This window comes from Spirosoma panaciterrae DSM 21099 (assembly GCF_000374025.1).
Classification (GTDB): Bacteria; Bacteroidota; Bacteroidia; order Cytophagales; family Spirosomataceae; genus Spirosoma; species Spirosoma panaciterrae.
On the sequence record NZ_KB893217.1, the window covers coordinates 114,531 to 127,370 of the forward strand.

8 protein-coding genes are annotated in these 12,840 nt (G+C 43.7%); 1 reads left to right on the forward strand and 7 read right to left on the reverse strand.

The features are described 5' to 3' along the window. Positions 1–27 precede the first annotated feature (27 nt). Complete coding sequence (locus tag B153_RS0128015; protein WP_026262510.1) at positions 28–969, reverse strand: hypothetical protein; 942 nt, start codon at positions 967–969, stop codon at positions 28–30. Positions 970–1,204: 235 nt separating this feature from the next. Here B153_RS0128015 and B153_RS0128020 point away from each other — a divergent pair, with 235 nt between their 5' ends. Next, on the forward strand, positions 1,205–3,022 hold the full coding sequence (locus tag B153_RS0128020; protein ID WP_020600071.1) for a sensor histidine kinase: 1,818 nt from the start codon (positions 1,205–1,207) through the stop codon (positions 3,020–3,022). A 12-nt stretch (positions 3,023–3,034) separates the two neighbouring features. Here B153_RS0128020 and B153_RS0128025 read toward each other — a convergent pair whose 3' ends face one another. From B153_RS0128025 to B153_RS36970, 6 genes are read right to left on the reverse strand one after another with little or no spacing between them, the layout of a single operon-like run. After that, positions 3,035–5,938, reverse strand: a complete 2,904-nt coding sequence (locus B153_RS0128025) for a tetratricopeptide repeat protein (RefSeq protein WP_020600072.1) — start codon at positions 5,936–5,938, stop codon at positions 3,035–3,037. Positions 5,939–5,971: 33 nt separating this feature from the next. Further along, positions 5,972–8,104 carry a PKD domain-containing protein gene (locus B153_RS0128030; protein WP_157634922.1) on the reverse strand — a complete coding sequence of 711 codons (2,133 nt, stop codon included), beginning with the start codon at positions 8,102–8,104 and terminating at the stop codon, positions 5,972–5,974. Positions 8,105–8,117: 13 nt separating this feature from the next. After that, positions 8,118–9,392: an OmpA family protein gene (locus B153_RS36965; RefSeq protein ID WP_157634924.1), complete on the reverse strand. Its 1,275-nt coding sequence runs from the start codon at positions 9,390–9,392 to the stop codon at positions 8,118–8,120. Between the two features lie 13 nt (positions 9,393–9,405). Continuing rightward, positions 9,406–10,563: a hypothetical protein gene (locus B153_RS36065; RefSeq protein ID WP_063672869.1), complete on the reverse strand. Its 1,158-nt coding sequence runs from the start codon at positions 10,561–10,563 to the stop codon at positions 9,406–9,408. Positions 10,564–10,595: 32 nt separating this feature from the next. Then, positions 10,596–11,540, reverse strand: coding sequence for a porin family protein (locus B153_RS0128045; RefSeq protein ID WP_083928261.1), 945 nt, complete (start codon positions 11,538–11,540; stop codon positions 10,596–10,598). Between the two features lie 58 nt (positions 11,541–11,598). After that, complete coding sequence (locus tag B153_RS36970) at positions 11,599–12,702, reverse strand: hypothetical protein (RefSeq protein WP_157634926.1); 1,104 nt, start codon at positions 12,700–12,702, stop codon at positions 11,599–11,601. Between the last annotated feature and the right edge of the window lie 138 nt (positions 12,703–12,840).

The window sequence follows — 12,840 nt, forward strand, 5'->3', positions numbered from 1 at the left end:
TTCTGTTCAATCATATTGACATACCTTTTACTGGCAATTTCCGACAGCTGAAATTTGCTTGAAATAACCGTCAAAATTTTTAACTACCATATTCACACTCACTACCTTACCTTTTGTAGTAACATAGCCTGAGGTACTGTAGTATATGTTGGTAGCCGAATCAAAATAAAGTGCATAAGGCGTCTTACTATCAAATGGATCGGCAATGTTTTCGTAATTATTGAGTTGAAAACTTCCTTGGCCGAGGTTGTAAAGGATAATCATTTTGGTAGCATCCATCTTTATGATAGTGCCCCTACCAAATCCAGGGACTTCAAAGTCACAAATAGCGGTTGCGTCATAGGTTCTTCCGTCAATGGTACTGTTCCCTTTGCCTGGTCTAGGCGGGATACCTATCCCTTTGATACAGGTAGGATCGGGGTAACAACTGTTTGCTCCATTGATAGTACAGCGTCCTAGTTTTATACCACATTTTTTGACAATATCATTATCAGGAGGTATTGTGTAATTAGAAGGAATCTTAATAGGTACCTGGAGAAGCCCCGACTGCCCTACAGTCTTGATTGGTATTTTAAAGTAGCTTGATGCGCCTTCAAGGTACAAAATGAGGTATTTGATAGGGCTTGTTACGTTGGCAGTATTGTATTTATACCGAAAGCTTACCACCATATCTTCGCCACTGATACCCGATATTTCAGGGGTTTCGTTGGTTAATGTGATATGGCCATTGGTTGTTTGTGCAGGAGGAGGAGACCCTTCTATACGTTCGGCATCAGGAATAATCAATACCTTGGAAATGGCATCGGGCGTAGTAAGTTCGGTCGATATATCTACTTCGTTTTTCTTGCAGCCATCAATCACCAGCATCATTAGGATTATAACCAGCAGTGTAGTATAATTTTGCCTCTGGTAGGCTATTATCCGATTGTTTTTGAGTTGTTTAAAGAAGGTATGTAAAAAAATCTCCATGAGTCAAAAAATTAGAAATGGTGATCTATCTGCCATGTATTTCGATGATTGATACACTAACCCAATAAAAAATGTGATTGACAAATTAAAATGGTGTGAATAGCGACTTGAACACGACAAAGTTCCGTTGGGAAATCCCCCTCTGACAATCCCCCTCAAGGGGGATTTTTTTATCTGCTTCTCTTCCGTTGTTTTGTAATAGCGAATGAATGACGATCCATTACCGCTGACTTGCATGCGAAGGATTATCTTAAGCCTGCTTTTTTTTCTACTATTCTTTAGTAGCCAGGCGCAGCCCTGTCTGTATCTGGATAGCCTATCGAACGGCTCTTACCTACCGGAGTGCCTGATGGCATTCACCGACTCGGCAGGCACACGCACTATCGATCAGTTGAGACTAGCCGATTTTCGCCCTACTGGTACATCTCACCCAAATTTTGGTACCGATGGGCTTACCCACTGGCTCACGTTTACCTGCCAGAATAAGCCTAATCTGGCCAGACAGTTTGTGATAGAGGTTGATATTGTGTATGCTGATGAAATGAGCTTGTATGTAATGGATGGAGCAACCATCATCAAGCGAATTGAGCACGATAGCTGGCGTGTACCGCTCTGGAATCGGGAAATCCCCTCACGTTATTTCGCTTTTTTGTTGAATTTACAGCCACACCAAGTCGTACGTGTATTTATTCGCGCTCAGGAAAGCAGTGGTACCTTGATTACTCCTATCCGCATCTGGGAGAAAACCGCTTATGAATATTATTATGCTACCGAAACTACGATTCTGATTCTGCCCGCTGTAATTCTGCTGTTTATTGCAACGGCTGGCTTTGTATTGTTTTTAACTTCCCACAAACGTATTTGGTTTTTCTATGCTGTACAGGCCTTAGGAACAGCTGTTTACAATCTGAACATCGAGGGTGTTCTAGCACACTATGCCCCCGAACCCTTCAACCAGATCAAGGGCTATGCGCTGGGGGCTTCGGTATGTTTCATTGCTAATCTACTTTTTACGCAAGAATACGTTTATAGGCGGCTCCCCCAACCCATTCAGTGGCTAAAATGGGCCTGCTATGCCGCCGTTGGCGTTCAGTCTTGTTGGTTCTTATATGTACTGTTCACTCCCTTCCAAGAACGAACCGCAGACATCGCACTGATTATTACGGGTATAACCGCCAGTTTCACCTTTATTTACTTATTAAGCTGCTTGGCGAGAGGAAGCTATGAAGCCCGCTTATATCTGCTAGCCATTGCTCCGTTTTTGTTTATTGTGGTAGTTCGCGTACTAAATAGTGCTAACCTGATAGCCACCCAAGACTGGCATTATTATCTCCGCTATTATGCCCCCCTATCCGAGATTATTGTGCTGGGTGTCGGTGTAATTAACCAGCTAATCCGAGAACGCGAAGCAACACTTATTAAACTGAGTCAAACAAAGAAAGCGATTATAATGGCTCTGGACTCTGAACGGGAGCGCATTTCCGCTGACCTGCATGATGATTTAGGTGGGGTAATTGCTTCTATTAACCACCAGCTTACCCAAAGCCTGCAAGCTAACTCCTTCGAGGAATTGCGGCAGAAGCTGCAACATATCCAGCAAGTTACTACACAAGTCGGAGATAAAGTCCGCACTATAGCTCACAACCTGATGCCACCAGACTTTGAACAGATTGGTTTAGTCGACAGTGCACAACAATTAGTCCATTCGTTGAATGATCCTCGTTTCCGCTTTTTTGTGTTTGGTGAACCCAAACGGTTTTCGCCGGATATTGAGCTCAATATATACCGTATTTTATCAGAATTGATTCACAATGCACAAAAACATGCTCAGGCTCAGCACTTTTTAGTGCAGTTTTTATATCATAAAGATACACTGACTCTAGTAGTAGAAGATGATGGTATTGGTAATCGATTACCCAAAAAGAAGAAAGAACGCGAAGGAATCGGTTTACGAAATATAGCCTCAAGAGTCAATTATCTGCATGCCCGCTGGCTAACCGAGGCTACCGCCCAAGGAACTACTACCCTTGTTGAAATTCCGTATGAGAACTAAACTGCCAAGTTCTCACTTTAAGTATGTTTCCTGAAGTTGGCGAAATTCTTTTCGTTTCCGAAAATCCTTTCTAATTGCATCTATTAATTTGTCTTTACGAACAAATGCGGCCGAAAGGCTTTGCTCTTTAAACGCCTGCTCGAACCAATGAAGCGACTCGGCCTCGTTACCTTTTTGCAAATAAGCACAGGCAATACCATATTGGGCTACACCCGAATAAGAGGCAGAGGTCAAACATTTTTTTAAATAATCGATTCCTTTATCGGCTTTACCACCATAAATAGCCGCTATCCCTGCCATCTGCCAACAATCATACCCACAAATGGCTGTATCTGCCTGTTCGGCAACCTGCCCCAAATCCTGCAAGGCATCGGCATACTTACTAATTTGATACAGACAGATACCTCGGCGAGCGATTGTACTATCGGCGAGCAACGACCTGGGTTTATTATTCAGAACAACACTATACGTACGTACGGCTTTTTCATACTCCTTATTTTTTTCTAAAGCCATTCCTTTAGCGAAGTAAACAGAGGCAACACCTGGATTTAATTCGATAGCCCGCTGATAATCATCGATGGCCCGCTGAAATTTTGTAAGTGCTTCATAAACACGCGCACGGTTCAAATACCCATCACTATAGGCCGGGTCAATATCCAGGCAAGCCTCATAACTTTCGAGTGCCTGATTATACTGGTGAATTTCGTACTGGCTGCGTCCTAAGCGAAAATTCATATCCCGAAAGAATACTTTAGGATATGCTTTTTCGATTTTACGCTGAGCCGATTTCACTCGTATAAGGGCAGCAATAGCATCCTCAAATCGTCCTGTACGCATCAATGCATCGCCTTCACCCATATAGGCAGGGTAGTTATCAGAAGCTAGCTTCCGAGCTTTCTGGTAAGCTTCAGCCGCTTTATCATAGGTAGCTAAAGCAGCCCAGGCATCGCCCAGATAGGTATAGGTGTCGGTTCGGCTGGAATCATATCGGGTAGCGGCAACGAAATCATCGATTCCTTTCGGATAGTCTTTTATTGCCAGATAAGAAACTCCCCTTTCGTGGTAGGCTAATGGAAAATCTTTACGGGTATAAATAGCATTCGTCAGTTGTTCAATGGCTTCCGTATATTGTTTCCGCTCTCTAAGCGATACGCCCAAGTCATACAGACGGAAACCAACCGAATCAATTGCGGTAACCTGCTGAACAGGCAGTTTCAACTGTTTAGTCCTGTCGAAATCAGCACCTGCTTCGGCAAACTGTTTCAGATTAGCCAACGACAAGCCTCGCCTGAAGTACGCATAGGGATCATCGGGCCGGAGCCTAACCGCCTGAGAGAAATCGTCTATAGCTTGTTGATGCGCATTAGCCTGCTGACGAAATATGCCCCTATCTAAAAAATGCTGCGCATTATTGGAGCCAAACAAAACGGCCTTGTCGTAATCGTCGGATGCATTCCTGAGATTATTCGTTAATGTACGCAAATGGGCTCGCTGGGCATACGCATCGGCACTTTTCGGGTTTATAGTCAGATAAGTCGAATAGTCGGCAATAGCTTTCGGATAATCTTTTCGGCGGGTATATAATTCAGCCCGCTGCCAGAGGGCCGCCAGATTGGCATAATCGAGGGTAATAGACTGATTAAAATCTTTCAGCGCCTGATCGTCATCGTTCAATTTTGCATAACACCGCCCCCGCCCCAGATACCAGTCAGGATTGGCTTTATCTTTCTTTAGAATGCGGTCGTAGTTTTTGATTAACTCTTTATACTGACCAGCCGCAAACTTTTCATCATACTCTGCCTTCGCATTGGCTTTTACCGTCAGTTCCTGAATGATTGCCAGAAGTGCCGTTGAGTCAGGTTTTTTGTCCAGAATCTGGTGATAATAGCGAATAGCGTTGGCATAATCACGCTGATTACGAGCCATTTGTGCACTAATAGCATACTCACGAAGTTGATCGGCTTCGGTTTGGCGCGCTTTTTCAAACGCCAGTTTAAGCTGGTACAACTTGCGCTTAGGCAATAAATCGTCGTACTGATTGAGCTTTTCAGCCTGTGTATAAGCCTCAAAGGCAGCCTCATAGTCTTTTTTCTGAAACGCCTTTTCACCTTTTGTGAGCCAGGAATTGTAGGTTGACAATGCTTTCTGCTCCTGTTCCCGTTCCTGATTACGCAGCTTTTCCAAGCGGGTTGCTTCATCGCTCAAAAGTTGGGAGGAATCGGCCGCCATAAGCGTTATATCATTTTGGATTGCATTTAGCGAATCCCGCTCCGACCAAAAGGCAATCCGCGAAATACTTACCAGCCATTTTCTACCTGCTTTTTCAGCTCTTACCTCCGCCACACGCCTTGTCGGACGATACGATTCTGCTGCCTGCGTATGTTTACCTCTAAAAAGTGACGTAAAAAAAACTTTCACATACATATAACCACTTTTTTTAAGATTAGAAACTGAAATATTCTGAAAATCAATCGAACGTTCGGCAGTTTTCACGTAAAACAAATCGAGATTCGCCAGGTATTTATCGACGGGAAAATCCTGGGCATTTTGCCCCGAAAAATGAGTAGGTAAAATATCATCTTCCACAATCGTTTTGTTGTCGTAAAATATACGATTTATACTACCTGTAGAATAGCTATTGACAATAATTGCTTTTCGTTCGGCTTCCCCCAATTCGTCGAAGGTCAGTGTATTCAGCAAGTCATTCAAACCTTTCTCTATTTTTCGCTGGGCGAGCAGTTTAATTTCTTCGGCATCGCGCTGACGCAGTGTATCCTGAGCACTTGTAGAATGAGCCAGCGCTATGAATATCAAAAAGAATACAAAGCCAATATTGATTTTCGTCAGTATGGCTAACGTATAATTTTTATACACAACAAACATCTTATAGTCTTGATTTACCAGTTCCTCTAACATAAAACCATAGATCCAGGCATAACTAAATTGCGTTTAGGATGGGTTCGCAATTCTAAATACGCCCACGACCTCGTAAGATTTTCCAGTTTTTTGATTATTGATGTACTCATCAACCATATACTTAAACGTCCCTTCAATTAGTTTCCCTTTCTCATATTTCGAGACAATTACTTCTCCTCCATTTTTACCTAAATACCACACACCATTAATTCGTAGTTCCGGGCTAATGAAGGGACCTTTTTTGAAAATTGCATTATAATATGTATCTTGTGTACCAGTAAAAAACTCTGTCACTAAATGATCTCCAGTAATATACGTTCCTATTCCTTTAAATACTCCGTTAAAGAACTCAATATGCATTAGATCTCTAAATCTATTATTGAGCAAATACCAGCGACCTATCAGAGATACCCAGCTCATTTTCACCCCATTTTGTACTGTTGCACCTAGTGAACTAAACTCAAGACTACCTTCAGTAGTTAGTGGTACATCGGCCGTATAAACGGTATTATTCATCGTAAATGTGATGTAGTAATCTGATAATAAATTAGGCTTATCAGGCTCTTTAATAGATACAGCTTTTTCAAAATAGATATAATCGGTTCCGGGTTCCTGGGTTAGCACCCTGAGTTTAATCGTGTAGTTTCCAGCCGTTTTATACGTATGCTTTACCTGATTAATATCGGCATCGACTACATCGGCTGTGCCATCGCCAAAGTTCCAGGAAAAGAGGGTAGCTCTCGGAAATTTGCAGGTTCCTTCCAGCGAAAAAGTATACGCTTTCCCTGCTTCGCCAGGGGTTATTATCGGAATACCATCGCTGGTTTTTATCTGGCAGTCGGTTAGGTCTACTTGTGTCCCTGTAACCACTAAGGTGGTGCTTTCTATTGTTTTTGTTATCTCTTTTCCTGCATATTGATAGGAAAGCTTATAATCAAACTGCTGGCTACTTTTTTCATCTGTTTTAAACGACAAACGAAATAGACCATTTTTAAAATCACTAAGAACTGCACTCACTTTCGGATTATTTAGTATTTTAACGGATAGTTTCTCCAGTGCTTCGGGCAGTTTCTTTCCTTTTCGTATCGAAGGAAGGGCAATCTTTAGTGGAATAAGGCTCCCAAGTTTTGTATCAACAAGTTGTTTTATCGATTCAAACGAAGCAATAAACTCCTGAATACTTTGACTAACTAATTTCTTGTCAATATCCTTGTGAATATTAATAAACGGCATCAGATAGGACACTATTCGGCTATCACCATTTTTGACTGTCGATTTAGCCTCAACGGTTGCTTCGGGATCTTCTCCTGAATACACGCTTAATAAATTAACAAATGAGCTTTGTATTTCAAAAAGCGTGTATAAATCCATCAAAAACAACACTCCGAATGCAGCAGCAAACACAGGCTGACCAATTTCCAGACTAGCAATCAGAAAAAACAACTCGCTTCGCATTTCAGCGTTCAATTTCTTTAGCTTCAGCGCTGTACACTCTGTATAAGTATCAATGGGACTTACTGGACAATCCGCCATTACTCTACCATTTTTAAGCGAAGGCATGGTTCCCATCGTCATGATCTGGCTATGAAGCGAGTCGATTCGAGCCCGGTTAGCGGCAATAAACTGAGCACAGGCCCGTTTATCTTTTTCTGTTAGAGCGTTGAACTGGGCTATAGCGTCATCTAATTTTTGCCCCATAGCTTTTTGCTCCTGAGTCCGGGTGGCTGCCGTTATCAAATTATACTTGACGAGACTATCCTGGACAGCCTTTGCTTTTTCGAACTGCGTAGCTGCCAATTTCAGATACGCCTGTGTATACGTTACCGGATCGGCTATTGGGGTAGGCTGCTGGATAGTGACCTGAACAAGTTGATTAATTGTTGGAATCAGACAGGCATAATTGCCCGGCTGGGTCGCTTCCGGTACCTGAAAGGCATAGGTTTTATCATCTATTTTTATGGTTGAAAGCGACGTTGTGCCTAACCGAACATCCAGATTGGGCGTAGATGATGGTTTATCGAGCACTATGGTCAGAATTTCGAGAGGCTGGGCTATCGTTTTCGAAAGCATAAATCCGCCCCCAGCCAGATTGGGTGTAGTGGAAACGCCTTCATGCTTACAGGAGAACGGGAGCAGGAGCAGAAGACAAATGAGTACTTTTTTCATGACAGTTCTCTTTTCAATCATTACCAGACAGCACCAATTCGACCGTAACTCGTCGATTTAGGGATTTATTCACTTCTTTATCATTGAGGGCCGCTGGCTTTTTATTGCCCATACCCAGGCAAACCAACTGGTGGGCTTGAACACCCTGATTTTGTAGGTACTGGCTTACTACACGCGCCCTGAATTCAGACAGTGTCTGATTGAGTTGCGCGTTTCCTACATTATCCGTATGGCCCGTAATACGTACAATTGTATCTGTATGATGCTTAAGCCAGAAAGCCAGCGAATCCAGACGAGGACGCATATCCTGGCGCAGTTTGTACTCACTCTGATCGAAGTAAATGACAGGCCAGTCGGCAGGAGTATCAAAAGTCGATGAAAATGGCTTTTCCTGTGCATCAGTCGCATAGCAAAATAATCCCGGCGCTGGTGCCACATTCCACACATTGACTAATCGGTTCTCGTGATCCCGAACTTCTATTTGGCCCGAACTACCAGCAGGTACGATTAAGTATTGATATTGAGCACCTTTCGTCTGAAAAGACACCATTTGGCCGATACCTGGCCGCCAAACTGCGCGCAGTTGCCGGGTCGAATCAACTTGATAGACCGATAAAATTGTCTGAGCACGGCTGAGACGAAGCACGTATGTCTGCGTACGATTATCCAATCGATCCAGAATCAGATTCCCACGATAGGCGTCATATCCCGTTGCGTTTACTTCTATGGCAATAATGTCGGTTTCTTTGAAAACAACTGTTACCGCTTTCTGGCCCTGGTGAATCAACAGGTGCTTTTTCATACCCGATTTTGTAAAATAGAAACTCAGACTAGCAGCCAGGTTACTACCCGAAATCGCATCAACTACCTTGAAAAGTCGCGTTGCCCGGTTAGCAGTCGATTGATTTTTACCCGTCATAAGATAGTCTTTTTGGGCACTTTGCGCATAAGGCTGATCAGTCAATTGACGGTCTACAGGCGTTAGGAGCAGCGGAACAAAATAACTGCCATTTGTTGTCGGTGTGGCAAGTAATGGCAGTTTCAACGGATAAAAGCCCACTGCCCGAATCTCTAACTCCTTAACGTTACAATGCTGATCGAGTAAAAAATCACCTGTAACAACCTGCTCAACCAGGGCAGTACGTTCTGTGCGCTTGTGGATGTAAATAGTTGCCTTATCAATAGATTGTCCAGTAGAAACATTTCTAACGATCCCCTCTATACGCAAACACTGAGCATACGAAGAAAAGCCCATCTGTAGTGCTACCACTATGACCCAACTTTTCACACGCTAACTTCGTTTAATTCACGGCTACACCGATATTACCCAGCAATACAGCCCAGTTCACCTGCTCCTGGCCTTCTACCAATTTCTGATAGGATTGTAGCATGACTTTAGCATTCTTTTGTGTCACATCCTGATATTTAACATGTTGACCATCCGACCCATAGCCAACAAACTTCTGTTGCCCTGAAATAACCCCGTAGTAATTCCCATCGGCAGCCTGCGTCAGTTCTTTTACATAATTGACTTCATTCCATTCGATCCTGACAGATGTGTAGGGTAGTAGTTTTAAGCGGGTTAGATAATCCTTGATCTTCAATTGCCGAACCCCAGGCCGGTTGACAGAATTGACCTCGATAGTGGCACCTGGCAAAAATAACGTCAACGCCTGATCAATTGCTTTATCTTTTTCGTCGGGCGATATACTTTTATCAGATATAATATTCAGATACTGAACAAATTCCTCTACCCGACGTATCCCCTTATCCCGGTAACTAAGCAGTTCATCATCCGAAAGGCCCGGTTTACCTGAAGTCGTTGGCTGGGAGGCCACCTTACTCGTGGCTGTAGGAGTTTCCGGATTGACAGGGACTGGATTCCATCCGGCCTGGGGTGATGGATTAGGAGCTGGTGTTTTAGCTCGTTGTTGCTGTAGTTGAGGCTTTAACGCGACTAATACTGGTGCTACCTCAGCAGCTGACGCCATCAGTTCGTGCTGGCCATTTCGATAAATAACAGCGATTAAATCAGCTTTTTTAAACGAACCGGGCACTCCCTGAGGAGTTTTATAATTGATTACCTCGTTGCTATTGTATGAGATAGTGCCCTGAATAAGTTTAGCGGGATTAGCCTTGATCAGCAAATCATAGGTAGAACCCGATGCTACGTAAAATTCATTGAATTGCTTTTGAGCCTGCTCAGGATCGGTACTTATCTCATCCGGCAGTAAGTACTTACCTTGTGCATTAAATGCAAACAGGAAGTCGGTTCGTTGAAATGGCCGTTTAACAATTCGATTCCCTTTGGGCTCCCCGTACTTTAATTGCCCATCGCTAGCTTCCACTAACCGATAAGGTTGCTGGCTTCCATCAGCCAGATAGATCATTTCCTGGGCACTCACTAAGTATGAAGTACATAGGAATAAAACAGGTAATAAACTTGCTCGAATAGACATGATCGTACCGATTTAGCGTATGGATAGTGTTATCATTTCTGGCCCAATGGGAATGCCATCCCCAAGCTAACGGCACCCATCCGAATGAAGCCTGACGTTGGCTGGGGACTAAGATTGACTCCCAGGCCATGATACCACCGGGCGTCTAATAAAACCTGCACGCGGCCCAACGAATAGGCCACGCCAGCTCCGCCAATGGCTCCGTATTCGATACGCCCCTCCAGGCTTTCAAACTTCAGACTCTGTGTTCCCTGGCTTTGCCCGGCTACTGTAGTCGAATAACTTGAACTCAGCAGAAATTGTCCAAAACCACCTAGTTGCAAAAACGGGCGCAACTTCCCCTCGCCAATGGCGTATTTGACTAGTAATGGTACCGTGATAAGTTGGTTAGTCGTTTGGGTAGTTGCGTCGGCAACGGTATAGGTTGTACTCAGTTGGGTAAATAGTACTTCAGGCTGAAACGTGAGTCGTTTCCCGCCAAATCCCGCAAACACCCCTCCGTGAAAACCTACATTAAAACCCGGGGTATTGTAGCCACTAGGCACCGACCTTGTAAACAGATTACCACCAGCCTTTATCCCAAAGTAAGACGAGGGCAACGTTGTAACAACCGCCGACTTTTGTGCCTTGGCTGGAGCCTCTTTTGCTGGCGAAGCCGCCACTGGCTTACTGACAGTTGGCTTAGTCGAGGTTACTTTTGGGGCAGTAGAAGGTGTAGCCGATTCGTTACTGATCTGTTCGACATCTCCATTGTTATAAACGATTTTAAGCACATCGACTTTAGAAATTGCATATAATGGGCCGGTTGGGCTGGAAGCTTTCCGATATTGAATTTCATTGTCGCCTACCTCTTCAATAATCACCTGAATGGTCGATTTGTCTTTTTTATAGAGAACATCAGGCTTACTGGCCGTCTGAGCGAAGGTAAAACCAGCCATAAGCAACAGACTGATTAAAATACATAAACGTTGTTCCATTTGAGTAATAGGTTTTTAGTTAACATCGGTTAAGAAATCTGTCGTCTTTCAACAGGCATTATTGAGGGCAACGAGCCGTAATATCCCACTGGGTACTACTCTGGCTATTCCCTGTCATGACGATATAGATTTCGGTAGGATCCGTATCCCTTGTACGGATATATTTGAACGATACGGTTCCAGACCCACTCACAAAACCACCAGTCGAAGCAACGGGCGTGGCACTATTATAATAGACTTCCATCTTGTCGGGCACCGTGTACATTTCGTAGGAGATTGTTACTACACCAGGATTCATACCGACGTTGTAGCTGATTTTGGTAACTCCTGTACCACCCGACCTTGCCAGAATATTACAAGCGGTAGGCTGATTAAGGAGTATATTATCCGTATTGATCGTTTGGTAATTCGCAAGCTCATCCGATGAGGTTGGCAGTTCCTGAGTACTGTGCCTTAGCCTATAGTCCTGATAGTAAAGCTTGCCCCACTGAACGATGGCTTTAACTGTTTCCTTGAATTCATTAAAGGCCAGTGCCGCCAAAACCCCTATGGCTACATAAGGCAAAGCTGCTCCAACTGCACTACCCACTCCTACAATTAGCCGAGCAGCTCCACCAACTATTTTGATAGCCGTATCCGGATTATTTATCGCCCAGTATAATACTCCTCCTGTAAGTGCGACTTTACCAATACTTATAATTTTATTCTGAAATGACTCTACGCTTTCACTGATTTGCTGCTGTATTCCTTCATAGGGATTAATATCATCGTCGTCTGCCAGAGCAGCTATACGGGCACCACGCGAGTTATTATCCTGACGAACCCGATCATTAAAAATCTCCTGCATTCGCTTCCCTACATCATCGCTAGGCTGCTCGCCATTGGCCACCAGACGCCCCCCATTTTGCCCGGCGATAAACTGTTGTTGCGCCGTTATTTCCTGAGCTGTCTGTTCAAACGCAATCTCAGAAAGTGTTTTACCTGTGCGCGTTTTCCAGTCGTAATTATACGTTCGCATCACAACTCGTGTAGGCGTTTTTTCTTGCAGTTCAATGATCGCATTAAGTTTCTCTCCTGTTTTGGCAAGAACACAATACAGAAATGCTGGTTTTTTGTCTTTGTACAGGATTACCTGAACAGTATCGCTGTTACGTTGCTTCAAGATAACCGATGTTATACCACTGGGGCGTTTTTGCGAGTCATACGTTCCAAAGATGTACGTATCAGTATTACCTCTCACAGAATGTGTATAAAGGTTAGAGGAGCCAGGTAGTGTATTTTGTTGCCAAAACATATCCAC